The 25778-nt window shown below is 44.2% G+C and carries 27 protein-coding genes; 14 read left to right on the top strand and 13 right to left on the bottom strand.

What is annotated here, in order from left to right; genetic code table 11:
• The first annotated feature begins 38 nt into the window (after window positions 1-38).
• Window positions 39-1532, top strand: coding sequence for an Omp85 family outer membrane protein (gene omp85 / locus LEP1GSC050_RS06005; RefSeq protein ID WP_232225769.1), 1494 nt, complete (start codon window positions 39-41; stop codon window positions 1530-1532).
• 35 nt (window positions 1533-1567) lie between these two features.
• Here the strand turns inward: omp85 and nadB are convergent, their stop codons facing one another.
• Both nadB and LEP1GSC050_RS05995 read right to left on the bottom strand, forming a co-directional pair.
• A complete protein-coding gene (gene nadB / locus LEP1GSC050_RS06000) occupies window positions 1568-3169 on the bottom strand; it encodes an L-aspartate oxidase (RefSeq protein WP_040911455.1) in 1602 nt (533 codons plus the stop codon).
• Between the two features lie 55 nt (window positions 3170-3224).
• The gene (locus LEP1GSC050_RS05995) at window positions 3225-5048 is read right to left on the bottom strand and encodes a S41 family peptidase (protein ID WP_020987425.1); all 1824 of its coding nucleotides are present in this window, start codon (window positions 5046-5048) and stop codon (window positions 3225-3227) included.
• Window positions 5049-5172: 124 nt separating this feature from the next.
• Between LEP1GSC050_RS05995 and LEP1GSC050_RS05990 the strand changes: the two genes are divergently transcribed.
• Window positions 5173-6090 (top strand): hypothetical protein, encoded by a 918-nt coding sequence (locus tag LEP1GSC050_RS05990; RefSeq protein WP_010570340.1) that lies wholly within the window; start codon window positions 5173-5175, stop codon window positions 6088-6090.
• Here the strand turns inward: LEP1GSC050_RS05990 and LEP1GSC050_RS05985 are convergent.
• Window positions 6041-6796 carry a pyridoxine 5'-phosphate synthase gene (locus LEP1GSC050_RS05985; protein ID WP_040911182.1) on the bottom strand — a complete coding sequence of 252 codons (756 nt, stop codon included), beginning with the start codon at window positions 6794-6796 and terminating at the stop codon, window positions 6041-6043. The genes LEP1GSC050_RS05990 and LEP1GSC050_RS05985 overlap by 50 nt on opposite strands.
• A 111-nt stretch (window positions 6797-6907) precedes the next feature.
• On the opposite strand from LEP1GSC050_RS05985, the gene LEP1GSC050_RS05980 reads away from it, so the two are divergent.
• From LEP1GSC050_RS05980 to LEP1GSC050_RS05945, 8 genes are all read left to right on the top strand, one after another.
• Entirely contained in the window at window positions 6908-7363 is a 456-nt protein-coding gene (locus LEP1GSC050_RS05980) for a TIGR02300 family protein (RefSeq protein ID WP_010570338.1), read from the top strand.
• 20 nt (window positions 7364-7383) lie between these two features.
• The gene (gene miaA / locus LEP1GSC050_RS05975) at window positions 7384-8259 is read left to right on the top strand and encodes a tRNA (adenosine(37)-N6)-dimethylallyltransferase MiaA (RefSeq protein ID WP_051184858.1); all 876 of its coding nucleotides are present in this window, start codon (window positions 7384-7386) and stop codon (window positions 8257-8259) included.
• Between the two features lie 14 nt (window positions 8260-8273).
• Window positions 8274-8525, top strand: coding sequence for an RNA chaperone Hfq (gene hfq, locus LEP1GSC050_RS05970; protein ID WP_010411443.1), 252 nt, complete (start codon window positions 8274-8276; stop codon window positions 8523-8525).
• On the top strand, window positions 8526-9404 hold the full coding sequence (locus LEP1GSC050_RS05965) for a hypothetical protein (protein WP_010570336.1): 879 nt from the start codon (window positions 8526-8528) through the stop codon (window positions 9402-9404).
• 2 nt (window positions 9405-9406) lie between these two features.
• On the top strand, window positions 9407-10468 hold the full coding sequence (locus tag LEP1GSC050_RS05960) for a mannose-1-phosphate guanylyltransferase (protein ID WP_010570335.1): 1062 nt from the start codon (window positions 9407-9409) through the stop codon (window positions 10466-10468).
• A gap of 294 nt (window positions 10469-10762) precedes the next feature.
• Window positions 10763-11497, top strand: a complete 735-nt coding sequence (locus LEP1GSC050_RS05955) for a hypothetical protein (RefSeq protein ID WP_010570334.1) — start codon at window positions 10763-10765, stop codon at window positions 11495-11497.
• A gap of 9 nt (window positions 11498-11506) precedes the next feature.
• Entirely contained in the window at window positions 11507-11971 is a 465-nt protein-coding gene (locus LEP1GSC050_RS05950) for a chemotaxis protein CheW (protein WP_010570333.1), read from the top strand.
• Window positions 11968-13893 carry a hypothetical protein gene (locus LEP1GSC050_RS05945; protein ID WP_010570332.1) on the top strand — a complete coding sequence of 642 codons (1926 nt, stop codon included), beginning with the start codon at window positions 11968-11970 and terminating at the stop codon, window positions 13891-13893. Before LEP1GSC050_RS05950 ends, LEP1GSC050_RS05945 begins: the two co-directional genes overlap by 4 nt.
• On the opposite strand, the gene LEP1GSC050_RS05940 is transcribed toward LEP1GSC050_RS05945, so the two are convergent.
• The 3 genes from LEP1GSC050_RS05940 to LEP1GSC050_RS05930 form a co-directional block, all read right to left on the bottom strand.
• Window positions 13890-14399 carry an LIC_12238 family plasminogen-binding lipoprotein gene (locus LEP1GSC050_RS05940; protein WP_010570331.1) on the bottom strand — a complete coding sequence of 170 codons (510 nt, stop codon included), beginning with the start codon at window positions 14397-14399 and terminating at the stop codon, window positions 13890-13892. The two genes, LEP1GSC050_RS05945 and LEP1GSC050_RS05940, sit on opposite strands and share 4 nt — an antisense overlap.
• Window positions 14396-14587 carry a hypothetical protein gene (locus LEP1GSC050_RS05935; RefSeq protein ID WP_010570330.1) on the bottom strand — a complete coding sequence of 64 codons (192 nt, stop codon included), beginning with the start codon at window positions 14585-14587 and terminating at the stop codon, window positions 14396-14398. Before LEP1GSC050_RS05935 ends, LEP1GSC050_RS05940 begins: the two co-directional genes overlap by 4 nt.
• 152 nt (window positions 14588-14739) lie before the next feature.
• Window positions 14740-15180, bottom strand: coding sequence for a CBS domain-containing protein (locus LEP1GSC050_RS05930; RefSeq protein WP_010570329.1), 441 nt, complete (start codon window positions 15178-15180; stop codon window positions 14740-14742).
• A 288-nt stretch (window positions 15181-15468) separates the two neighbouring features.
• Between LEP1GSC050_RS05930 and LEP1GSC050_RS05925 the strand changes: the two genes are divergently transcribed.
• From LEP1GSC050_RS05925 to LEP1GSC050_RS05915, 3 genes are all read left to right on the top strand, one after another.
• The gene (locus LEP1GSC050_RS05925; protein ID WP_010570328.1) at window positions 15469-16971 is read left to right on the top strand and encodes an ATP-binding response regulator; all 1503 of its coding nucleotides are present in this window, start codon (window positions 15469-15471) and stop codon (window positions 16969-16971) included.
• A 99-nt stretch (window positions 16972-17070) separates the two neighbouring features.
• The gene (locus LEP1GSC050_RS05920) at window positions 17071-18126 is read left to right on the top strand and encodes a class I fructose-bisphosphate aldolase (RefSeq protein ID WP_010570327.1); all 1056 of its coding nucleotides are present in this window, start codon (window positions 17071-17073) and stop codon (window positions 18124-18126) included.
• A 140-nt stretch (window positions 18127-18266) separates the two neighbouring features.
• Window positions 18267-19247: a cysteine synthase A gene (locus LEP1GSC050_RS05915; RefSeq protein WP_010570326.1), complete on the top strand. Its 981-nt coding sequence runs from the start codon at window positions 18267-18269 to the stop codon at window positions 19245-19247.
• On the opposite strand, the gene LEP1GSC050_RS05910 is transcribed toward LEP1GSC050_RS05915, so the two are convergent.
• The gene (locus tag LEP1GSC050_RS05910) at window positions 19244-20245 is read right to left on the bottom strand and encodes an LA_0442/LA_0875 N-terminal domain-containing protein (RefSeq protein ID WP_040911451.1); all 1002 of its coding nucleotides are present in this window, start codon (window positions 20243-20245) and stop codon (window positions 19244-19246) included. The two genes, LEP1GSC050_RS05915 and LEP1GSC050_RS05910, sit on opposite strands and share 4 nt — an antisense overlap.
• 135 nt (window positions 20246-20380) lie before the next feature.
• Here LEP1GSC050_RS05910 and LEP1GSC050_RS05905 point away from each other — a divergent pair, with 135 nt between their 5' ends.
• A complete protein-coding gene (locus tag LEP1GSC050_RS05905) occupies window positions 20381-20719 on the top strand; it encodes an LIC_11321 family protein (RefSeq protein ID WP_010570324.1) in 339 nt (112 codons plus the stop codon).
• Between the two features lie 7 nt (window positions 20720-20726).
• On the opposite strand, the gene LEP1GSC050_RS05900 is transcribed toward LEP1GSC050_RS05905, so the two are convergent.
• The 6 genes from LEP1GSC050_RS05900 to LEP1GSC050_RS05875 form a co-directional block, all read right to left on the bottom strand.
• The gene (locus tag LEP1GSC050_RS05900) at window positions 20727-21764 is read right to left on the bottom strand and encodes an LIC11086 family outer membrane transporter (RefSeq protein WP_010570323.1); all 1038 of its coding nucleotides are present in this window, start codon (window positions 21762-21764) and stop codon (window positions 20727-20729) included.
• Window positions 21749-22669 (bottom strand): hypothetical protein, encoded by a 921-nt coding sequence (locus tag LEP1GSC050_RS05895; protein ID WP_010570322.1) that lies wholly within the window; start codon window positions 22667-22669, stop codon window positions 21749-21751. The genes LEP1GSC050_RS05900 and LEP1GSC050_RS05895 overlap by 16 nt, the downstream gene beginning before the upstream one ends.
• Window position 22670: 1 nt before the next feature.
• Entirely contained in the window at window positions 22671-23819 is a 1149-nt protein-coding gene (locus LEP1GSC050_RS05890; RefSeq protein WP_010570321.1) for a methanobactin export MATE transporter MbnM, read from the bottom strand.
• Window positions 23820-23877: 58 nt separating this feature from the next.
• A complete protein-coding gene (locus LEP1GSC050_RS05885) occupies window positions 23878-24828 on the bottom strand; it encodes an MbnP family copper-binding protein (RefSeq protein ID WP_010570320.1) in 951 nt (316 codons plus the stop codon).
• Between the two features lie 130 nt (window positions 24829-24958).
• Window positions 24959-25408 (bottom strand): LIC_11090 family protein, encoded by a 450-nt coding sequence (locus LEP1GSC050_RS05880; protein WP_010570319.1) that lies wholly within the window; start codon window positions 25406-25408, stop codon window positions 24959-24961.
• The gene (locus LEP1GSC050_RS05875) at window positions 25405-25716 is read right to left on the bottom strand and encodes a hypothetical protein (protein WP_010570318.1); all 312 of its coding nucleotides are present in this window, start codon (window positions 25714-25716) and stop codon (window positions 25405-25407) included. The genes LEP1GSC050_RS05880 and LEP1GSC050_RS05875 overlap by 4 nt, the downstream gene beginning before the upstream one ends.
• Between the last annotated feature and the right edge of the window lie 62 nt (window positions 25717-25778).

Here is a 25778-nt window from a genome sequence, read left to right as displayed (position 1 = left end):
GCTCTATGAAGATTCGAAAAGTTAGAAATATTGTTTGCATGCTTGTCCTTTTGTATGCCTTCGAATCCGTTCGCGCCGAAGCGCCGCCCCCGACCGGAGGTTGTGAAAAGCCGACACCTCGATTGAATCTACCCTTTCCGATGGACGCGACCAAACAGTTATGTAAAAAGGATCTGGATCAAAAAAAAGAGGGTTGGTATCCGACGGGCTTGCCTTTGATTAACTCGGATCCTAACGAAGGGATAGGTTACGGAGTTCGAGCCTATGCGTATAATAACGGGAAAAAGAGCGACCCATTATTCGACTACACTCCGTATCGAGTCCGTTTCTTCGCGCAGTATTTTAATACGAATAAGAATGCGCAATATCATCAGCTCAGTCTGGACATGCCGTTTATTGCAAATACGCAATGGAGATTGAGAGCGGATGCCTTTTTGACGATCACTCCGACCACTTTATATTTCGGAATCGGACAGGATTCCATGAAAAATCTAAGTTATCATGATCGAAATCAACCTGCGGGAAACTTGAGCACGAACGCAACGTATCAGGATCAGTCTCAGAATTTAGATTACTGGCGTCCCGGAGGTCCTCAGGATCCGGTCCGTTACGGGGGTAATACGTATGCTGGAGTTCCTAGTCAACCGGGCTTCGTAGTAACCGATCGAATGTACAATCGCTACCAGATTCAAACACCTATGATTAACTTGAGTACCGAACGATCCTATGTGGGAGGAACCGTTCGTTTAGTCGCTGGAATCAAGGCTTCCGATAATATCGTTCATACTTTCGACGGTAAGTTCGTCCAAGGCCATGACCCTTTGCTCGGCGGGGATCCTTTGAACTACGGGGCCAAAGTTCCGAATGGTAAAACTAGGCTCACTCAAGATCAAGAAGCTGGAAAGATTCTGGGATTCGGGGGCGGCTTTGTAAACACGGTCAGAATCGGATTAGTCTATGATACTCGCGATTTTGAGCCCGATCCGAACAGCGGAGTTTTTCTGGAAGGAACCTACGAAAAATCCAGCAAGGCGATCGGTTCGGATTTCGATTTCCAAAAGTATTTCGCGCAGGGTAAGTTCTTTTACAGTCCGTTTCCGAAGGTTTTCGATAAGCTCGTTCTCGCCAGCCGCTTCGGCATGGGATTGACGGACGGTAATACTCCATTTTTTGAATATAGGAACATGTGGGGAACGGAAGGAGTCATCGGAGGCTTGGGAGGTTTACGGACATTACGCGGATACAAACAGGATCGATTTGTCGGTAGAGTGATGGGTTGGGGGAACTTGGAAATTCGTTGGAAATTCGCGGAAGCCTCCGTCGGAAGCGAATACTTTGCGTTTAATATCGTTCCCTTTTTCGATTTTGGACGAGTTTGGGATGACGAGCATAAGATCGGAACTCAAGGGTATAAGTATTCCGAAGGCTTAGGCTTACGTATTGCTTGGAATCAGGCTACGATTATCATGATCGATTATGCAAAATCAAGAGAAGACGAACAGCTTTTTGTGAACTTTAGCCATGTCTTTTAATAAGGCACATTTATTAAAAGAATTCGGATCGCATGTTATTCCCGTAGAACCGTATCGTCCCGCAGTATAGTGTCATGACGGGAAGGAGCGCGATTTTCAGGATAATCCGTGGAATAGTGTAGTCCTCGACTTTCTTTTCGAGAAAGCGCGGCTCTAATAATCAACTCTCCGACTAAAACCAAGTTTCTTAATTCCAGTAAAGGCGCAGTAATAATCGTCCGCTTGTAATAGTCTCGGACTTCCGAGAATATCAAATCCATTCTTCTGAGAGCTCTTTCCAGACGAAGGTTGGATCGGACTATTCCGACGTAATTCGACATCGTATTCTTAATTTCTAATAAATCATGGGAAATCAAGACCCATTCTTCGGTGTTTACCAACCCTTCCTTATTCCAAGAGGGAATTTGATCGTGTTCAGGCAGAAATGTCGGGTGATTTCGCTTCACGTCTTGCGCAATTCGATTCGAAAAGACGAGGCATTCCAATAAACTGTTGGATGCTAAGCGATTCCCCCCATGAACTCCTGTGCAGGCCACTTCGCCTGCGGCGTATAAATTCTCGATATTCGTTTTTCCGTTCAGATCGGTTGCGACTCCGCCGCACATAAAATGCGCGGCAGGGACAACAGGAATCGGTTGGGAAGTGATATCGATTCCTAATTCCATACATTTTTCGTAAATGGAAGGGAAGGCTGCCTTGATTTCCCCGGCAGGTTTGTGGGAAATATCCAGCCAGACATGGGGATCGCCCGACCGTTTCATTTCCGCGTCGATCGCTCTCGCCACTATATCGCGAGTCGCCAAGTCGGCCATCGGGTGATATTTTTTCATAAACGGTTCGCCGTCCATGGTCAGCAAAATGGCGCCCTTTCCGCGAACCGCCTCCGAAATAAGAAAAGAATCGCCTTTCTCGTGATAAAGCGAAGTAGGGTGGAACTGGTAGAATTCCATATTCTTAATTACGGCGCCTGCACGATAAGCGCATGCAACACCGTCACCCGTCGCAATTTTGGGATTCGTAGTATGAGAATAAACTTGCCCGGCTCCTCCGCTTGCGAGAACGGTTCGCTTTGCAAGAATCGGAATCACTTCTCCTGTGTGATTGGAAAGAACATACGCCCCGAAACAGATAAGCCCTTTTTTCTTGAGATGATGGGGTGTGATCAAATCCACCAATGTATGGTATTCTAAAATTCGTATTTTCGGGTTTTGTTTAACGTTTTCTAATAGAGTTTTTTCTATTTCCCGTCCGGTTCGATCGTGAGCGTGGACGATTCGATTTGTTCCGTGTCCGCCTTCGCGATGTAGATCGAAGCCGCCTTGAGCATCCAAGTTAAATGGGACACCGTATTCTAGTAATTCGCGGACGAGAGCCGGACCTTCCTTGACAAGAATATGAACCGCTTCCGGATCGCAAAGTCCCGCTCCCGATTCCAACGTATCTCGCACATGATCCTCGAACTTATCGCCTTCCGCAAAAACGGAGGCGATTCCGCCCTGCGCATAGTTTGTGTTGGATTCATAGTCGGATTTTTTGGTGATGATCGTTACGTCTCCAAAGGGGGAAAGCTTGAGAGCTTGAAATAGTCCGGTAATCCCGGTCCCGATGATAAGGAAATCGGTACGAATTCTAGGCATGGATAAATCCCCGGAAACGCTATGGTACGTATTTCGTTCCATAGCGCTTTATATATTACTTACGTTTGTTGGCTCCGGTATTAATGAGAGCTTCGACGTAATCGATGGATCGAATCAATTGGTAATCCGGTTTGATCGGGTCATTCTTATGTTCCTGAATGAACTTTTCGGCCTTGCCGTTTGTCTTGACCCAAGTTTCCAATTTTTTCACGTCGAAGTGGCTCTTTTCTTCCGCGGCGGAGGGTAATTCCGGAAGGTGGTTCCACATATTTTCCTCACGGTAATGGAACGGAAAAGTTCCGTCTTCTTCCGCAGAAACCTCTACGTCCGGTTTTACTCCGACAACCTGAATCGTATTTCCGGAAGGGGCATAATACCTAGACTGCGTTAACTTTATGTAATAGGCTCCGTTACCCGGTAATTCCTGCAGCTTTTGAACTGTAGCCTTTCCGAAAGAACGTTCGCCTAAAATCAATCCTCGTCCATGGTGTTTCAAAGCTGATGCGACGATCTCGGAAGCGGAGGCGGACTTGGCGTTAATCAATACTGCAACCGGAAGATCCGTTAAGTCCCTATTTTTTGCGTTTGAGTCTTCCGGGCTGCGGTTCGGACTCTTAACGGATACGATGAGCCCGTTGGTAATGAACATGTCCGCTAAGTCGATAGCTAGATCCAAATATCCTCCGGGATTGTTTCTGAGATCCAGAACCAAAGCTTTTAATTTAGTTCCCTTTGCTTGGGCTTGCTTTTCCAGATCTTTAAAATGAAGTACAAATTCCTTGTCTACCGAAGGATCAGACTTAACAAAGCCCGTTAATTTAATATAACCGATCTGATTATGGCCTTCGATCAATTTACTTGCAATATTCTTAATTTCGATAGTATCTCGTACGACGTCAATATTCAACGTGCCGGAGGTTCCCTTGCGTCGAATCGTCAAGCTAACGGTGGAGCCTTTCTTTCCCTTGATTCGTTCGACAACCTTATCAAGGATCATTCCTTTTACCGATTTTCCGTCCACCGCTAGGATCACGTCGCCTGCACGGACACCTGCGTTAACGGCGGGTCTACCCTCGAGGGGGTTTTCCACCACGACTTCCTTATTTCCGCCCCCACTTAAGATTGCACCGATCCCTTCGAAGCTTCCATCTTCTATCTTCGCCATGGATTCTTCCCAAACGGCTTTTAGAAATACTTGGCTATGCGGATCGAGAGAAGATAAATATCCGTTAGCAGCGGCTAAGTATACGTCTTTGATGGAAAAAGGTTCCTTATCTTTAGTTTCTTCCGTTCCGAACGGATCCTTTAAAGGGGGAGTCGTATAATTTTGAAGATTCTTTTCAGTGAATGCTAGAACGCGATCGAAGTCTTTTTTCGAGAAATTCGTTTGCTCCCATTTTGCGGACAAAACGGCTTTTCTTACTTTTTCGCGTTCTACTAGTTTTATAACTTCTTCACCGGAAAGTTTCGGCTTATTTGCCTCTTCTTTCAACTTTCGATCTCTGATTTTTTCGACCTCTTTGTAGTCCGGATCGAAAACGACAAACTTGTCTTCGGAAGATAATTTAAACGTTTTGCCGGGAAAAATATCATCCGGCTCCTCGTATTTTTCACGATCCTTAAAATAACTTTCGGGATAAAGATATAATGCATGTGGGAGCGCAAACAGCGCGAAGATCGCTGCGTCCTTATATGCGCGATTTTTATCGATGTTTTTATCGATATAACTTCGATCAACGGTCTTGACTACACTGTCAAAATCTTTAAGAGTGAAATCCGCGGTAGTCTTGGAGTGTCCAGAGGAAGGCTCGCAAAAGAAGATACTCGTACATAATACGACGGAGACGAAGGAGAAAGAGAGTGATCTCAGGCTTTTCAAATCGGTTCCTCTTGCCGGTCGGGTTATTTTCGAACATTTTCCACCTCGTACGGGGTCTGTCAATACATTCCCCCGAAAAGGCGATCTATCCTTCGACCGATCTACCATTAATGGACAAACATACGTGAATATCTTTCGCATTTTTCTGATCATTATTTTCCTATTTTCGGGAACCCTCGGATGTTCGTCTGTTTCCGTTCCCGGAGGCGGAAGATTCGGTTCGGAATTAATCCAGGAACAGGCGATCTTGGATTTTTACGGAACCGAAGAGGAAAGGAATTCCTCTTTGAAGTTATTACGGTCCAGCTGTCGTTCTATTCGAAGCGACCGAGGGCTTGCTTGCTATAATTTATCCATTCTTTATCAATCTTTGGGAGATTTGGACGGAGCAATCGAATATGCGATTCGCGCTAAATCAGCCAACCCGAAAGATCCATTATACTCTGAATTGGCGTTTCAGACAGCCTTAGCAAAGGATGATAAGGAACGTTCAGACTTGGATCAGGATGAAATTTCGCTAATAGCCGCGATTCGCGCCTGTAAAGAAGGTCGGAAGGACGATGCGTACCTTTTTCTCGCTCCTTTGATCGGATCCGGGGAAGTTTCCAAAGAATCATTGAGTCGGGGATTGTTTGCGGATTGCGGGCTGGATAAATCTTTCGTCGCCAAGGCAAAACCGAATTCAATAAAACCTTCGTTAGAATATTATAAAACATTGGAAAAGAATCATCCCTTCCGGAAAATATGGGATCTATCGGGGGAATTCGGACGAAATCCGAAAGAACCTTCCGCAAATAAAGTCACTCGCTCCTGGCAGGAACTGCGTAAGGCTCTCCCTTCGAAGGACATTGCTTCGGCGAAAAAACATATCGTTTCCTTCAAGCAAGGGCTGGAGGATTTATCTAAAGATACTCCGGCTTCCAAGCAACTGGCTCTTCACCTAAAAAAAGCGGCGTACTTGCTTTTGTCCGAGGATTCGAACTTCTCCACGTTTAAGGATTTGGCGAAAGAGCTCTCAGATAGGCCCGTACAGACTCAGTGATTCCCACTTCCAGGGCGTAGGAAATCAACCGGTGCCCTATGGAAACTTCCAAAAGACCGGGCAGTTTGGAAAAAAGCAGCAGATTAAATTGATCCAAATCGTGGCCGGCGTTGATTCCTATTCCGGTAGCCAGGAGTGTTTCGGCAGCAGATCGATAGACTTGGAAGGATTTTTCCCCTTCTTCCCGAGAAGAATCGAATGCCATTGCGAAAGGGCCGGTATAAAATTCCACTCGGTCCGCACCGGTTTCGAAAACGTACTTTAAATTTTCCAGATTCGTCTCCACAAACAAGGAAACTCGAATTTCCGCATCGTGAAATTTCCGAATATAGGTCCGTAAGAGATCCCCGTCTTTTCTGAGATCGAAACCGTGGTCAGACGTGATCTCTCCCGGAGTAACAGGCACTAACGTGACCTGATCCGGTTTGGCCTCCAAGACTAAATCCAAGAATCGTGGAGACGGCTCTCCTTCTATATTATATTCTATTTTTCTGTTCTTAGATTGATTATACGAAATTAAGAAATTTTTAAGCAAAAACACATCCGATTTGCGGATATGCCTTTCGTCTTCTCTGGGATGAACCGTAATCCCTTCAGCTCCCGCGTCTAGAATCAATCTAGAAATATGCAAAATATCAGGATGGTTTCCTCCGCGAGAATTGCGAAGGGTTGCGACTTTATTTACGTTCACGCTCAGCTTGGTCATTTGCTTCCTTTTGGCCCTATTTCAGAATATTTGGAAGGAATCGGAAACTAGATTTCAAATAGGTTTTTCTGCTTGAATCCGGTTTTGTGTATTCCACGATGGTCAATTCCAATGGCAACCGCTAAGAAAACGGCTAAGAAAAAAGTGGCCCCTAAGAAGAAAGTTCCGGTAAAAAAACCGGCTCCGAAAAAGAAGGTCGCAGCAAAAAAGAAGGAAATCGCAGTTTCTGCAAAGCCTGCCGTATCATCCTCATCGTTCGCAAAGAGATCTTTTGCAGGAAGTAAAGTTTCCGCAAATCCATTGGGTAAAAAGTTCACCTGTCACACTTGTGGAACTAAATTTTACGATTTAAATAAAGAAGATAAGATCTGTCCGAAATGCGGTGCCGATCAAAATAAACGACCTGTAGTCAAAAGTCGAGCTGCGGCTCGCCCCCGTATCGAAGAGGAGGAATTTCTCGAAGATGCGATTGTGGAAGATGATGCAGAAGTCGGTTTCGAAGACGAAGAAGCCATCGTGGAAGAACCTCTGGAAGAAGAGGAGGACGAAGAAGAGGAGGAGGAATAATCCGCCCCCAGTCTTCGATCATAATCCTGGCCGCGCCGACTGGCGCGGGTAAGACGGCTCTGGTCTCGGCATTGGACCCTTCTCGCTTTGAGATTCTTTCCTTTGATTCCCGGCAAATCTATAAAGAACTCCCTATTGGAACAGCTTCTCCATCCCAGCAGGATCTAGATAGAATTCCTCATCACTTAACGAATTTGATATCCCCCGCTGAGACGATCGATGCGGCTAAATATACGATCTTTGCGGAGATTGCATTGGATATCGTCCTCTCGAAAGGAAAGATTCCTGTACTGACTGCAGGTACGGGATTTTATTTGAATGCTTTTCTATTTGGAATGTACGATGTTCCGAATATTAGTCCTGAAGTTCGCGCCCGTGTAGAATCAATTCCTATGCAGGAAAAAACGAAATTGCTCCGCGAATTAGACCCGATCGCGCTAGAAAGAATATTCCCAAATGATGATTATCGATACGGCAGAGCGCTGGAAGTTAATTTAATGGGAGTTCGTTGGTCCGAATTAAAAATCAAAGAGGGATCAGGCGCCTTACATACTAGAAATTTGAATATTCTCCGAGGTTATTTTTTGGATTTAGATCGTAAGGAATTGTATCTTAGGATCGACGAAAGGGCCCGGAAAATGATCTCGGAGGGAATGGCGGAGGAAGCGAAAAGAGTCGCCGACAAATACGGCGAGAGTTGTCCCGGGCTCTCGTCGCTTGGTTATAATTTCGCGCTTGAAAATATTAAAGGAAAGTCCAATCTTGAGACATTCTTAGGGAATTTAAGCCAATCCCACAGAAATTACGCCAAACGACAAATCACTTGGTTCAGGAAGCAAGCCTTCTTGACTCCCGTGAAACCAAGTGAAGCGTATAAAAATATACAAAATATATAAAACGGATAAAACCTATGTCTGCTAAAAACAATATCCAGGACCAACTCCTTAACACTGCAAGGAAGGAAAAATTGGAACTCACAATCTACCTTCTGAATGGAGTTCCTTTAAAAGGAAAGGTTGTAAGCTTCGACAATTTTACAATCATCCTGGAGCAGGAAAATAAGCAGAGTTTAGTTTACAAACATGCGATTTCTACCATCATTCCTTCCAAAGTGATCAAACTATATACCGAAGAAGCGGCGAAGGAAACTCCTTCTGCCTAGATGATTCGATGGATCGGTAGAGCTTTTCTATTCTTCCTGTTAGGAGGAATCCTCGTCGGGGTCGCCTATCCAATTTATATCCTAGGGGACGGGGAAGCCCTCGTCTCCTGGTCATCAGATTCTCGATTATTGTCCTTTATACGTGGGCCGGGATTGGCATACGAACCTAGGGCATATTTATTCTGGGATCATAAAGTTCTAAAGGAAGAATTGCGTTCACTTTCCGAGGAATTGCAAATCGCGTACGATTTGTCGTCCGGTTTGTTTCCTAAGGATTCGGAAGATGGGACGATTTCCGCCAGGTTTGAGGTCGTTTTCTCCTTAGAGGGAGAAGGATCTAAAAAATGGTTTTCCGCCGGAGGAATCTCCGAGGCCTCGAGAAAGAAATTTCTGTCTGGGATTTTCCTTTCTTTACTTAGATCTCGGATCGAAGATGAAAAGAATCTGAATCTTACAAAGGACGGACTCTCCAATTTTCTGAGAAAGGAGGCTTCTATCGGGGTCTCGAACCAATTACCCTGGCTTCGTGTCGAGTCGGTTCGGATTGTGGAGTTGCAGGTTCCGGATCCATTAGTGATTAATAACTTGTTTAGAAATCCGAATTACCTGTTGGCCAAAAAACAGGAAAAATTGGATGCGCTAAAAAAAGCGGAACTCTTCTTGGTTCAAGAAGAGGCAAAACTTTCCGCGGCAAAAAACCGTTGGGAAGCATACCGAGACTTCTTAAAAAAGAATCCGGAAATGAAAGAGTTTGTCCTGTATGAGAGCCTTGGAGATAAGGTCGAAGTAATCCTCCTTCCTGTGGACTCCATTCTCGGAGATCCAAAGGCTTTGGGGAAAAAGAAACAAACCGCTCGAAAACCCAAAGAAGTGGAGTAGAGATGAGTCAGGAAAAACCCGTAGTTTTAATTATGGCAGGCGGAAAAGGGGAGAGGTTTTGGCCTCGCTCCCGAATTTCCACGCCGAAGCAGCTTCAAAAAGTCTATTCTAAAAATACCTTACTTAAGGAAACCTTAAATCGTGCTTTAAGCATCACTAGTTTAGATCGGATATTCATCGGAACCAATCCTACCTTAAAGAAAGCGATCCTGGCTCAGGAACGAAATTTTCCTGAAAAGAATTTCATAATCGAACCTGAAGGCAAAAATACTGCGCCGATCATCGCCTTGGCTTCTCTTTACTTTAGGGAAATGTTCGGCGATCCGGTTCAAGTAGTTCTTTCCGCTGATGCCTGGGTCAGTTCCGATAGGGAATTTACCAAAACGATTCAGAAGGCGATTCATGAAACCAAAGACCATTTGGTCCTACTCGGAATCAAACCGAATCGCCCGGAAGTCGGATATGGTTATATCTCTTCCGGTAAGCCTACTAAGCACGGATTCGAAGTGAAGGCATTCTTTGAGAAGCCTGATACGAAGACCGCATTAAAGTACATTAAGAAATCGAATTTCTATTGGAATCCCGGAATTTTTATATGGAAAACAAGTTTGATTTTAGAGGAGTTTTCTTCTTTAGCTCCTAGAATTTTAAAACCGCTTCAAGATCGTTTTCCCTTTAAGAAAGCCGGAGAGTTGGGCGAGGCGTTCAGATTACTTCCGTCGGAACCCGTCGATATCGCCATAATGGAAAAGAGTTCGAAGATTCGGATGGTGGAAGCTAGTTTCGGTTGGGATGATGTGGGCTCTTGGCTTTCGCTGGAGAGAGTGCTTCCGGGTGACTCGCAAGGAAATCGGCATATCGGAAAGGATATTCTATTTTTCAAATCTTCCAATAACGTAACTCAAACTCGAAAAGAGTTCACTGCCTTACTCGGAGTTCAAAATTTAGTCGTAGTGGAAGAAGAAGACGTACTATTCATCGCTTCTAAAGAAGGTATCGGAGAAATCAAAACACTAGTGGCCGAGATCCGTAAAAATAAAGGTTTACAAAAGTATACCGAATAATTTGCTGACAGGGTAGGAAACCCATAGGAGCACCGAATGCCTTCCGGTAAAAAAAGAAAGCGAAGAAAGATCGCGACTCATAAAAGGAAGAAAAAGAGAAGACTTAACCGTCATAAGAAGAAAGGCAAATAGACCGGTACTAACCGGACTTTAAGACCGGGTTCCTCTTCCCATTATAGGCGAGCCCCGGTCTCGCCGCCCACCTCATTTCCGAATCGAAGATTTCCTTCGAAATTCAAAACCGCCTCAAACGGACCTAAAGCAATTTTCGAAATTCACCGATAGGAACGTTGTATGGCTTCGTTCCAGGATTATTCAGTTCTTCGTCGGTGGTGGAAGCCCGAGTTTCCTCCAGCTAAAGGATATACAAAATCCTACCAAGCTAAAACTCCGGACGGAGATATTCTCCAAGCCGATTTTCATTATCATGATCGTAAAATTCGTCTGACGCTAGAAGTTGCCGGAGAGAACGGAAAGATCTATGTTTCGACGATTCGAGACGGTTCGATTCTCAAGGAAACCGATCTAAGTACGGGTCGTTCTTATCCTCTATATTCCAGATTTGCTCCTTTTCGCGATTTAGTTTCCTCTCTTCCGGACAAGGATGCTCTCCAAGCTATGGGCGGAGCATACGGGGTTTCTCCCGAACCCTTAGGGGCTCCAACGGAAAGGAAAGAGTCGAAACCTTGGGAAATTTCGACCAAATATGACCATGTTTTCGGGATTCGCAAGGGGCCAGGTTTCTGGGAGAGATTTTCAGAGAAAACCCCTTCTGAGCCATTGTGGCCGAGAATCCGTCGTAGGCTCTGGGGAGATCTGCAGGATCTGTTTTTAGGAATCCTGAGTGCGGCCGGAATCTGGTACGCCTACCTGGATTTTTATTTACTGGGTTTTTCACTCGCGGTTTTCGGTTTGCTTTTTGGCGGTTTGGACTGGATACTGAGGAAACGCGATCCGCTCTTTTCGAAGGTGATGCTTTTCTTAGGTTCAGGATCGTACTTCTATTATTACGGATACACCCGTTTCTGAGGAGGGGGAATGTCCGACGAAATCGAACACCAATACATTCTGTTTAGTTTAGGCGAAGAGGAATATGCGATTCCGATTTCCTGGGTAGACGAGATCATAAAAATTCACAATTTAGTACGTGTACCTCGTTCTAAAAATTACTTTGCCGGGATCATGGATATTCGGGGCAAAGTCGTAAAAATGGTCGACCTCGGAGTAAAATTAAATATTCCGAGGGAGCACCAATCCGAATACGATCGCGCTATCGTAGTAAAAATCGGCGGCGAATCGGTAGGAATTATCGTAGATAAGGTCGCAAACGTAGCCTTATTTCCTCCGGAAACGATCAATCCTCCTCCGCCTTCGGTTAAAGGAATTTCCTCTCGATATATTACCGGTGTCGGTAAAAAAGATGATAGATTTATTATATTGATAGATATCGAGAAGATCCTAGGTTCCGAAGAGTTATCGGAGTTAGGTTCCGCGGCAAAATGAATTTTCTCCGCCTGAAAACGGGCGCGCTGCTTCTGTTTTGCATCGGATCAGCGGGCTTGCTTTTGGCGGACGAGCAGGATCAGAGACTCGATCCTGCGGGGATTTATAAACTTCCTCATGAAGTTATCCCGCCGGACGATATCGCAAAATTAAAAGAAACTTTAGCGAATCCTGTTGAAGGTGCTGATCCGATCGCGTCAATTCGCGCTCCGCTGGACCGTTATTACGCGCAATTCGTAGATCCAAAGCGAACCGAGGAAGAGAGACGACTCGGAAAAATCTTCACCGAAAAGACCGATAGAAATACATTAAGATTATTGATTCTGAAAATGGTGAATAAACTCACCGACGGATCGGTGCTTCGAGAGTCTCCTATTCTGTTCGAACTTCATTCTCTTTTGGGACAGGAATACGCCAAGAAAAAGCAAAATTTCAAGGCGTTAGAGGAAGCGAGTACCGCTTTACGCTACCGAGATTTTTCTCATACGGAGGAATCCTTCTCAAAAGAGTCGAGACTTAGAGAATTATACGATACTGCCGAAATAGAAAAGGCGAGAGGACATGGAAGGATTGCGAAGGAACTTTCCCAAGCCGGAATCGATTGGAATAAAGCCAAAGATAAGGTTCATGTTTTGGAGGCTGCGAACGTAAGAGGGAAAGAGCTTCTCTTCGAGGAAAACCGACCTAAAAGAAAGATAGATCCTAAGGATATCGCAGACGCAAGACAGAACGTAAAGCTTGCCGAAGAACGTCTTAAGCAGGCGGACGCCTCTTACAAAGATTCCTTCGAGAAAAATTATTATCCTTTCTTTAAGAGAAAATCTAGGGAAGATGCGAGCGCCGTATTTGATTTGGCAAAATACGTAAAGGAAGCGGAAAACGAAAACAAGGAACGACTTAAAGTAGTTAACAAAACTTCGGTAAGCGGACAAGGAATCTTCGTTTTATTCGACTATAAGAGAAACACGGACTATTTCGGATATGCCGGTTTACTCGAAATCGCATTTCGATTGGATCCGGAATATTCTCCGGTGGTTTTAAACCTAGCCCAAGAGTTGCGTTCCGCAGGAAAGAAATCCAATGCTTTGGATTTTTACTTAAAATATCTTACTCTTGCTTTAAAAGAAAATAAAACCGACGCCGAGATGGCTCAGACGTATCGGGAAATTGCGTCCCTTCATACCGAATTGAAACAATACGTTTTAGCGGCGGAATATTATGAAAAATATTATCAAGCCGAACCTGATCCGAAAAAGAAAGGATTGTACGCCTTTGAATTGGGTAATTTTTTCGAAACTAAAATCGGGAATTTGGAAAAGGGCGCCTTATACTACACGGATTGGCTGGAAGGCAGGGCGAAAGAGACCGAAACGGAATCCGAACTTTCGTTTCCCGATTCTCAAGAACGCTTTAGAATGGAAACTCTCGCCCATCTGGGAATTTCGCGTCTGTACAGATACGAGAAAAAACCGGTTAAAGAAAAAGCGGAATTATTGAAAGCGATCGATTCCTATACTAAGCTCCGTGAGAGTTTTGCTAGGGAAGATCGTAAATATGCGGAAGGCAAGAAGGAATTACTGACGATCAAGAAAGGCCTCTTGGAACGCACGAACGACCAGGATATGGCTCAATATCGATTGAAAAGTTTGGAATTGGAGGAAACTAAGGAGAGGATAGACGTCGTTCGGACAAAGTTGGATACTTCTCCCGGAGCGAAAGCGATGCAGAGAGTTTCCATCTTATTCGAGTTCGAAAAGGACTTTGCGACCGCGAAGAAATTCAACGAAGAGATCCTCAAAATCGGAACACAATTCGAAATGAATCTAGCTTTGCGGAATATAGAAAGAATTAATAAAATTCTGGAGGACGGGATTCCTCGCGATCCTTATCCCAGAGATCCGCTTGCGAGCGACACACCTTAATCTTTACCGTTTCTTGTCTTAGAATATTTTTCTATATCATCCGAGTTGGACGAACCGTCCTCATCCTCTTCCGCAGTTCCTTCGGGCGAAACGATCCTAAATTCTACGCTATCGATCACATCTTCATCATACGAAACTTTAAGTAGATATTTTCCGGTAGGTAAATCGCGAAAGCTTCCTCGAATCGTCGATGTGGATAGATCCGGACGTTTTCGACTGACTTCTATTTCATTAAATCCTAATTGAAACCGACTTAGACTGACATAGGTTTCGGCCTCGGGGTTCGGGAGGCGGGAGAATTTATAAATATACGCTAATGTTTTATCATTCGGAAAAGCCAACTTATCTCGAGTTAGAGTGAATTCACTTATGTTGGTCATCCGTTTTTCGAGAAAATCCAATTGTTCCTCATCCAAAATGGCCCAACCGAATTCTCCCTTCATTCCGAGACAGGAAGCCATAAAGAATGCAAGGAATAGGGGGAAGAAGAACCGAGATTTCTTCATCGATTTTCGGAATCTTCTTTTTCTAAAATTCTAACTTTATCGGAAATATCTTTTTCCCTTCTGGCATGTAGGGAATCCGGAAAAATAACCCTAAATCCGTTTCGTCTTTCCTTCGAAATCGGTGTAAACGCCCTCTGAACGAATCGAAAAACGAGATAACTGAGTAGTAAGAAAAGTAGGAACTTCATCCTAGAATCATTCTTTCGATAAAAAGGATTCCGGCAACCTGATTTCGTCTCACTCGGACAAAGAGGCGACCGAAAGACGCGGTCGGGAACTTAGCTGGAAGAGCGGCAATTTTTGTAGTTGCCGCGGGAGAAACGGACTAGGCGATTAAAGTTCAAATAAAGCCGGATTCACTGTAAATATAACGTTTCAGATTTTTATTTTCCTCTTCCGTTTTTTCAATTTTGGCTTTAACCGCATCTCCGATGGAAATAATGCCCATAAGCCGGTTCCCGTCCAGAATCGGCATGTGACGGATTCTTTTTTTTAGCATAATTGCTAAGACTTCGTCCACTTGGTCCCCCGGAGTCATCGTAGTCAACTGAGTTGACATTACTTCCGCAACGGTTTTATCAAAGACTTTTTCCCGATCAGTGGATGCAAAGTGGAGCAAATCGCGTTCCGTAAAGATTCCCGCCAACTTCCCCGCGTTCAAAACGATTACAGAACCAATATCGTACTTGGTCATGAAGCGAATCGCCTCCCAAACAGTCGTTTGGGGTTCTACCGAAAGTATCTTCCGGTCCTTCTTTTCCAAGATTTCCTTAACCAGCATGTTAACCTCTGGGCCAAAGTGTATGTCCGAAGATGCCTCGGTTCAAGGATTTTTTATCACTTTCAGGATGGGCTTTTCAGAAAGTAAGAGGCGAAATTAAGGAAAAAAAGCAACGAAATTCGGAAAAATAAGTCCTAAATCGCGCACTCTAACGAATTTAAAAGGTTAAGCTTATGGAACATTCCGGATAAATGGAAAAAAGGTTTCCCAATTCTCTCCTAACGTGGAAGGATATCGACAGAGGAAGTCGCCCGCTATTACTGTGGGACTAAGTAAAAACAATCACCTATGAGCTCAACTTCTTCTGAGCAACCGAATATCTTAATCGTTGAAGACGAATGGTTGCTTTCGTTTAATCTTCAAAAAACTCTTCAAAATTTGGGATACCGGATTGCCGGCGTAGCTGCGAACGGACAAGATGCGCAGACGATCTTTCAAGAAACCGATCCCGATCTTGTACTTATGGATATCTCCATAGAAGGAGATATGGACGGGATTCAAACTGCACAAAGTATTCAAAGAATCAAGGATGTGCCGATCGTCTTTATGACTGCATACACGGACGATTCCACATTTATGCGTGCGATGGATTCCGCCTCCACGTACGCGTACATTACCAAGCCGTTTCAGAATCACCAATTAAAGTCCTCGATCGAGATCGCGCTCCGTCAGCAAAAAAGATTCGGGCAAGTTAAGGAAAGCGGGAACGAATATAGGAACGTTATTCAAAGCATTTCGGAAGGCGCGGTTTCGCTCGATGGAGAAGGAAAAGTAATTTTCTTAAATCACGCCGGAGAAGAGTTAACCGGGTGGAGATTGGCGGATGCGATGGGCCAACCTGGGGATAGGGTCCTCTCTTTTATTCAAACTCAGTTCGGTGATTTAGAAGAAGATAATACGGATTTGGGGAATAATTTGCGTTATATCCCGGCGGTGCTTGCGCGTCGAGACGGGAAAAAAATTCGAGTCGGATTTAGGGTATCTCCGATTCGGGACGAAGACGGTCGCATCATAGGAAGCATCGTTACTTTCTCGGAACTTTCTTTGCTCACCATTTCCGAGCAGAGAATCTCCGAAATGGAAAAAGTCATTCAGTCCGAAATGAGATTGGATTCCATCCAAAAACTGGCCGCCGGTATCGCCCACGAAATTAATAATCCCTTAATGGGAATTATTAATTACGGAAATATTATACGAAATCATCGCAGCGCCGAACCCGATGTAAGAAACTATGCCCGCGTTATCATAGAGCAGGGTGAAAGAATTTCGGGAATCGTTCGAAATCTCATTCTATTTTCCAAATCCGATAACGAGGAAGCGACTTGGGTTCGTTTCGAGGAAATTGTTTCGGCTGTGGAGGGAATGATTTCCGCGTTGCTACGTTCGAAGAATTTGGAGCTGATCAAAGATATTCCCCAGGAACTACCGGAATTATTTTTGAAGCAAAGTCAAATTAAGGAAGTTCTATATTATTTACTCTATTATTATGCGGCCGCGATGGCTTCTCAAGGCGGTGGTATCAGGCTGACCGCAAAATTCATTAAAGGTAGCGATGCAGGGAAGCCGGAAGAAACGAATTTGGAAATTCGAGTATCCGGTTCCTTATCATTGGAAATCGATCCAGATAATGCGTTTCAACCTTTTGAAAGAATCCAGTCGGACGATACTAGAGTGGGGATGGGTCTCTCAGTTTGTTATGGAATCATCCAGTCCAACCGGGGCAAGCTCCTCGTTCGCAAATCTTCTTCGGGAACCGATTTCTTTGTCAAATTACCCGTAAAATTCAGGTAGATCTATCTCGTTGATTCCGGATCGGAAAAGCGATGGAAATTTTGGGGTTTTCCAAAAAAATGGACTCCAAGATCCAAATCCATTAAGGTAGCAACAGGAATGTTAGACAAAATCAAGAACGCACTCGGCGGAGAAGCGGATTTCCTATTGAATCACATATCTAAAACGATTCCGAAGGAGACTCTCACTATTCCGGGTCCTTCGTATGTCGATGATATCTTTTCTAAAACCGACAGGAACAATTCAGTTCTAAAAAATTTCCAATCTATTTACAATACGGGGCGTTTAGCCGGAACCGGCTATCTTTCGATTCTTCCGGTCGATCAAGGCATCGAACATAGTGCAGGCGCCTCGTTTGCCAAAAATCCAGCTTATTTTGATCCTGAAAATATCGTAAAGCTCGCGATTGAAGGCGGTTGCAATGCGGTGGCTTCCACACTCGGGGTGTTAGGTCTAGTTTCCCGTAAATACGCGCATAAAATCCCGTTTGTAGTAAAAATCAATCACAACGAACTCCTAAGTTATCCGAACAAATTCGATCAGATCTTATTCGCGAATGTGGAGCAGGCTTTTGATATGGGAGCCGCCGCCGTAGGCGCTACGATTTATTACGGTTCCGACGAGAGTTCTCGCCAAATTCAGGAAGTCTCGGAAGCGTTTCATAGAGCTCACGAACTCGGTTTAGTTACGATCCTTTGGGCATATCTTAGAAACGACGCGTTTAAGACCGATAAAACGGATTATCATGTTTCGACGGATTTAACGGGACAGGCCAATCATCTTGCCGCGACCATCGAGGCGGATATCGTAAAACAAAAACTGCCTGAAACGAATGCAGGAGGCTTTAAGGATCTTAAGTTCGGCAAGAAGGACGATAAAATGTATACCGATCTTAGCTCCGAACATCCGATCGATATGGCGCGTTATCAAGTAGCGAATTGTTATATGGGAAAGATAGGTTTAATCAATTCCGGCGGGCCTTCCGGATCGAACGACCTTGGCGACGCTGTGAAAGCTGCCGTCATTAATAAACGCGCAGGCGGCATGGGATTGATTTCCGGACGGAAGGCATTCCAAAAGCCGATGAAAGACGGAGTTGCGTTGTTGAACGCGATTCAAGACGTATACCTTTCGAAAGACGTAACGATCGCGTAAACGATCCTTACTGAACAGACACTTCGTCGGCAAGAGATAAAATGTCGAACGAATCGAGGGGAAGGGGATCTTCGCTTTATAGCGTCGACTCCTTCCCTTTTTATTCCCGTTATTATTATTAGGAAATTAGAGGGCCAACGATGAAGATTACGAAAGGGTTTCCGGGAACGGTGGGGAATACTCCTCTTATTCGATTGAATTATTATTCTGATAAAACGGGCTGTGAAATTTTAGGTAAGGCCGAATTTCTAAACCCCGGAGGATCCGTTAAGGATCGAGCGGCCCTTTATATAGTGGAAGACGCGGAAAAGAAAGGGTTGTTGAAACCCGGCGGAACCGTAGTCGAGGGAACCGCCGGGAATACAGGAATCGGATTAACGCATATTTGTAATGCAAAAGGTTATAAAACCTTAATCATCATCCCCGACACTCAATCAAAAGAGAAAATCGACCTATTGAAAACTTTAGGTGCAGAAGTTAGAACGGTTCCTGCAGTACCTTACAAAGATCCCGGTAATTACGTGAAAGTATCGGCTCGTATTGCCGAGGAAACCCCGAACGCGATATGGGCCAATCAGTTCGATAACGTAGTCAATCGCATGGCACATTATCAGACGACAGGTCCGGAAATTTGGGAGCAAACTGAAGGTAAAATCGACGTATGGGTAACTTCCTTAGGAACCGGAGGTACGTATGCGGGGACGGCGCTCTATTTAAAGGAAAAGAAAACGGGTCTACTTTCCGTAGCTGCGGACCCGATGGGTTCAGCAATTTATAATTTTGTTAAGAAAGGAGAAGTCAGTTCCGAAGGGAGTTCGTTTACGGAAGGAATCGGCAACGGACGTATTACCGAGAATATGAAAGATGCTCCGTTTGACGATGCGATTCAAGTTACCGACGGCGAATGTTTGGAAGTCATTTATACTCTACTGAAAAAAGACGGACTATTTTTGGGCGGCTCTTCGGGGATTAACGTCGGGGCGGCTATAAAGTTGGCGGAGAAATTAGGTCGCGGGCATACGATCGTTACGATACTTTGCGATAGCGGTGCAAGATACCAATCTCGTCTTTTCGATCGAGACTGGTTAAAAACAAAGGGTTATTCTATTCCTCAGATTTAGAATAAGGTAACGTAACGAACGTCGGTTCTATATTCCGATCCGGCGAGACTCCCTCCGGCCGCCATCGGTATGTATACGCTTTTAACGTTTATTCCTGCGGATACCTTTTCACCCGACGGCGTTTCCACATAATTATGGGTGGCCCATTTCTTACCGGCAAAATAACTATGTAACAATTGTATTGCGTAAATTCCGAGTCCTACACTTAACGCGTTATGGCTGTAAGAAGAGTAGTTGTGTTCCTGGTTTTTTATCTTATTCAAATCCTGAAGTTTTGAAATCTGATCTTGTTGTATATAGAGCTGGGCCGTCGAAGCGGGTAGGGCAGCGTTGATTTGCGCGTATATTAGAGGATCTTTTAATAGGATATCGTTTACTTTACTATCGTACTTACTTGACCTATCTTGCGCCGCTTTTTCAAAACCGAAATAAGCCAATGCGGAAAGGATGAAGACCATTTGGTAGGTTTTACCATATGCATTTTGCTTCATGTGGCTTAATCCCCAACCCGGAAGAACAGCCGATCTCCAAACCGGATCCCACGGACTCCGTTTCGTCGTAATATATTCTTCCCAACTTGCGTCCTGCTCTTCCAAATATTTTTCGATCAAAGCAAGACGCTTTTGTACGACTTTATAGCTGTTTTCCTTGATCATCTGTTCGAGCAGTATCGTATCTAGCTGTTCTTCCTTCTCGGTTTTTTTGCCTTCTTTGTTCAGCTTCTTCTTTTCCGTTTCTATGATTTTCGCTAGTTCCGCCTCGTCCTTAATATCTTTAAAGATAATTTTAAGAATTTGGCTCTTAGGAATCGCTTGACGCTTTGTTTCTTTCAAGATCGTAACAAAATCGGTCGATTGATCGATCACCGTAGCGTACACCTTATCTCCATTTTTCAAAAGGATGGTTTCCGCTGAAATCGAGGTGGATAGAACGAAGATCAGCGTGAAAATGACCGGAAATAAATTTCCAATCGGTGGTTTTGCGGAAAATTCTTTCATTAAGATGCCTTTCGAAGAATATATTTCCTTTTGGTTCTCCTGCAAATAGAAAGTCAAGCTAAAATATTCCCTCAGCGAAAGAATCGGTTCTTTTTTGCCTTGCGGGAGAAACAAGGCAAAGAATAACTGATGGTTATGTTGTCGATTCGTTCGATATCAATAATAATTGTCTTATTGGCGTTCATATTTATAGAGCGTGTTTGGAGTAGTACACTCGCATCCGGTTCTCTTTTCTATACGCAGGAATTTTCAGTTAAAAACGTTGCGGATGAACCGGGATCTCAGAAGAAAAACGAATCTCCCTCCAAGGATTCGGAAGATAAAAAGAAAAACATGAAAGGTTGTTGTCGCATAAAATATCAGGGCGGCGGATTCGATTACCTTCCCGCTACGGAGGAAGAATGCGTTACGAAACCGGGATACCATAGTTTTCTAAAAGATTCCCCTCTCTGTTTTCAATCTATTTGGGATTGAATTCGAATCATTGTTTTTCCATCGGAGATAAAGCATCGTTTTCGATTTTCGGTTCTTCCGATTCGGACTTGGTTTTTCTCCATTCCGAAATTTCAAAAGATAGCGATGTCGTGATCGCATAATCGTATAATCTAATATCCGAATCTCTGTCTAAGGGAAGCCTCCCGATTATCGTAAGATAAGATCCTTTAAAGGCTTTGCAGCTAAAGCCTGAACTAACTTCCTTGAAGCTTCGAGGAAATGCTTTGCGATTACCGGGAGTTTCATTCACCAGGCTTCCGCCTCCGATTACGTTCACGTAGGGAATTCGAATCAAATAACCCGCAAAGACGTTAAAATTAGGAGCGAGCCGATAAGTAGCGTATCCGAACCATTGAGTTACTTTTTGGGTCTTAGGAAATGCTTCAGGAGCTTGAATCGTATTCGTTATTTGTGCCCAATAAGGAATACCTGATTGTTCCGTCGTCGACGAATGATCCCTGGACAACGGAAAAATTCCGGAGCCTCGAATGACAAAAAGCCAACGATCAAGACTCGCTCCCACGGTTAGATTGGTGAGTCCGGAATAATAATCTCCTCCGGTAAATTTATCGGAATCCCCTCCTGAAGGAAATCCGAGCCTAGCTTCTAATAGCAGAAAAAAAGGGCCGGTCGATTCCAGAAACGGATTCCATTTGAATCCAATATAGGGTTTACCGTATCTTGCAGCGTCGTCTCTTCCGATTTGCTGATAATATATCCAAGGTACGCTAAAGTTTAGAGCAAACTTTCCACCCGAATAAAACGTCTCCCCGAATAGTGTGGTCGTATACAGATTCGAGTTATCTATCGTTCCCTTTTGATAGTCCTGAGTCATCAAAATATAATCCAACGGCTTTTCCCTTTTTCCGGTAAACGGGTCTATGAATCGGGTGGAAGAAGCCATTGTTTGGCCCTCGCCCGCATGATGTGAGTGAAGCGGTTTTTGAAAAAGAAGGAGCACTACAGCTACCGTAAAAAAACGAATCGATCGATCGGGAGAAAACAATTTCAAGGAAATAAGCATGAATATAGTACCAAAACTTGTCCGGAGGACTTGAAGGTTTGTGCAGTTTCAATCTGCCAGGAAGTATTTTGAAGTTCGCTGATTATTAAGGACGGGTTTCCTGATAGGAATGCCTGATCCAGAAGAGAGAATGAGGATCCGGGACGTACGGAGATGAGCCTATCCACCCTAAAACCGATCGAAAACGGAATCGATTTAGAATACGGAAAGCCTAGATTACAGGGAGCTTCGATTTGAAAGTTTAAATTTCTAAGATCCAAATAAATCGTTTTAATCGATCCATCGGAGATTCTCTTTACGGAAAAATTTAACACTATTTTGTTATATACTCCGTATATATGATAGAGAATTCCGAAAGGAACGTCCGGAAACCCGGAAAGAGATTGGGAACGAACCGGGCCTGTGGGAATCGAATCGTTTAACGAGGAAATATCTCCAGCAGGAAAATTGCCCGTTATTCCGTAAGTGCGCGAATAATTCGATCCGGCAGGGATATCGGAATTTGTGTTCGGATCCGACGAATGCATATTCTTAGGAGTTCCGATCTCATCCTCGTAATTTCGTTTTTGATTCGATAGAGAGCTTCGAGAAAACGAGAATAATCTGTTTGGACTCGGACCGATGAGTAAGTAAAGTTGACCTAATTCCACTGAATTTGAATCGATTGTGATCTCATAGGAATCGATCGGCGTGGAGATCGTAAATTTTCCTAGATCCGAATCGGCTTGATCATCTGAATAATAGATTACGGGAAGAACCGGAGTTTTTTGAGAATCTATTATTCTTACAATAGCTTGTAATACCGTTTCTTTCTCTTTTGTCGAATTACCTATAGTCCCGAATGTACATCCGATATAAAAAGGAAGCTGAATCAAAACGAAGAATCGTTTTACATGGCACCCCATACTAGAAGGGATCCTGAAATTTGCGATTTTGAATAAAATTCGTATCCGTTAAACTTTTTAAGAATTCTACTAGGTCTGCTTTTTCGGATTCGGTTAAAGAAAAACTTCGCACGAGCGAATCTCGATTCGGGTTCGTTCGGCCGTCACCTGAGCCTCCGTTTGCATAATGATTTACGACCGATATGAGATCCGGTATGGAACCGTCATGCATATACGGCGCCGTTAACTCTACGTTTCTTAAAGAAGGTGCCCTGAATTTTCCTTTGTCATTCGTCTTTGAAGTGAACTCATAAAGTCCTCCGTTCGGAGCTTGATATCGGGATGAATCTAAACCGTTGTTATGGACCGTGAATTCTTCGAAAACGGTCTCCGAATGAAGAACCGTGTCCGTAAAATTGAACCCGGCGTGACAATGAAAACATTCGGCGCGTTCTCCGAAAAAAAGATTTTTGCCTCGAATGGCTGATGCACTAAGTGCGTTTAAATGCCCAGCATTATATTTGTCGTATGGAGAGTCGCCTGAGAGCAGTGTCCGTTCAAAGCTGGCGATCGCAAAAATGACACTCTTTAAAGAAATAGGATCCGAGTCCGCGGGAAATGCCGCTTGAAATAAATCGCGATAAAGCGGATCTTCCTTTAGTCTTCCGAGGAGTTCTTCTTCCCTGTTTCTCATTCCCAGCTCTACCGGACTATCTCCAAAAATGGGAATCGGGATTTGGTCTTCCAATTTTACGAGTAAAGGATTCGCCCAAGTCTGCCTTACATTATAAGCGATGTTTGATAGGTGCTGCGCGTTCCTCGGATGTTGTTGTCCGGTCGATCCTACGGAAACCGCTAACCCGTCCGTAAATGCCTTCGACGGTTGATGACAACTTCCGCAGGATTGAGTTCTGTTTGCGGAAAGTCTTTTATCGAAGAATAGAAAACGACCGAGCGTTACTTTTTCTTCCGACATCGGGTTTTCCTCGGGGACCTTAGGCGTTGGAAATCCGGCAGGAAGATTCCAGGCGTAGCCTAATTCTCTTTTTCCGAACAAAGCAATCGAGACGAGAGTCGATTGAAGCGAAGGATTTTTCTTTTTCGATTCTATTCCCAGTTCGGAGCATGATTGCACTAGTAGGGCTATGCTAAATAAACATTGATATTTCATAATGATGATCCGCGACTGCTCCTGCCTCCGGACAATCCGAAGAAGAAGCAGGTCATTCTTATTCGTTCGAGATCGAAAAAACCGATTGAGTTCCGGACAAGTTTCCGGTGGAAGGATCGATTCCTAGGTTTGCAAATAGAGAGACGCAACTTGCCGAACTCTCGGAATGACAGGAAACGTTTCCAGAGCGGATATCCCAACCGTTGACGAGAGCCTTGAGGTCCAATTTTACCGATTGAGTCATGGGATTATATCCTCCGGCAGGCTGCAGATCGATGACAGCTCGGTTCGGTCTAGAACAGGCGTAAGGCGCCGACATGGAACATCCCCCCGAACCCAAATGAAAAACGGCAGTATTTCCGTTTGCGGTCGGGTCGTGGGAAACGAATTCGGCGACTAAAAAGCGATAACCCATCGCCCAGCTCCATGCTAATCCGCTGACGTTTAAAGGGCTGTTCGCGAGAGCAGGATTCTGGTGATTGAATTCTTCAGGAACTCCGACTTCAAATCGAATACCTTTATAAAGCTTATTAGGTAGCGGGATTTTAATAAGCGAATTCATATCAGTCGTACCAATACAGTCTCCCGAGAGATTCTCAAAATCCAGCAGGGTAACGAATGTGTTCTGCCATTTCCCGTCCGCCGTCAATGTCGGTTTCGTTTCGGAACCGTCCGCTTCGATCAACGTCAGATTCGAAACGTAAAGCCTAAGATCTTTGAGGCTGATCGGCATAATTTCCGCAATATGAAAAGTCCGCACGATTCCTTCTGAAAACGATTCGGTTGCGTTTGTCTTAAAAGCTGCATGACCTGAAATATCTTTACCGCATTGTAATAGGCTGGACCCTGCCATCGCCTTAAAATGTATTCCTGGGAGAGAACTGCTCGCGAGTATCCCCGCGAGCAGTAAAGGCATATTTGATTTTTCCGTGTTTCCGTTACAATTGCCTAAGAATGTAACGGACGATGTTAAAAGTAGCGCACGTATCGTTGTTTTTAAAAAGAACATTATAATCTCCTAATGCATTCCGGACCCAAGATAGAATCGGATCGCGAAATCATATGCCACCTAATGTTTATTAGATGGAGTAGCTATGCGTCGGCGCATAAGCAGCCGACGGGTTGTTTGGAGGGAGATATCAGTAGAAACTAGGGGGTCGTTCGATATCGGTTGAAAGGTCGATACCGGAAGTTCTGGTTTGGAAGGATACGATGTTCGATTCTTCCAGATTAGGGAAAAATCCGATGGTATCTAGAGCAAGTATCTGCGTGACAAGAGTTCCGGTAAATAACGAAACCTTGTCCTTTGCTTTTGCACAGGAACATTTATGGGCTTCTCCCACTTCGGCGGATTGGCAATCAGGTAAAGGATGGTTCGTTTCGTTTGTATGTATAGGGGAAGAGTCGGCGGTTGCTAACTTAGTTTTGAATGATAAATCTTCTACAGTCGCATGAGTCTCTTTTTTACTACCATGATTACATTCGCAAAGTTTAATTTCGCCGGCGAGGATTCCACCGAACCACCCGCTACCGAAAACTAGGCTATGAAATAGAAAGCAATGGATTAATACTAAGGTAATTCCCTTCATTGCAAAGAAATCTTAAGACGATTCAGGACGGATCTAAGTCCTTCGCTGGTTTTGATTTCAACCGGAATCCCACGGGATTTAAGTTCCGCGAGAAGCTTAAGAATTCGGTTCAGAATAAGCGATGGAATTGCAACCACGCTTTCCAAATCCAGCTCGACCGATTTCGGTTGTACGTCCTGGATTTTATTCAAAATCAGAGCAATTTCTTCAGTTTCGACAGAACATACGTTCCGTACAAAGACTACTCTAAACCGATTTTTGTCGGGATATACGTGAGACTCTGTAAACTGGATAGCTGAAGAAGTCATAAATTTTAACCAAAATTTCCCGTATAAGGCTAATCGGGAAACTAAAAAACGAAAGCCTTTTT

The organism is Leptospira broomii serovar Hurstbridge str. 5399 (genome assembly GCF_000243715.2).
Lineage (GTDB): Bacteria > Spirochaetota > Leptospiria > Leptospirales > Leptospiraceae > Leptospira_B > Leptospira_B broomii.
The sequence above is the reverse complement of the archived record's forward strand: the minus strand, read 5'-3'. Positions and strand labels throughout refer to the sequence as shown.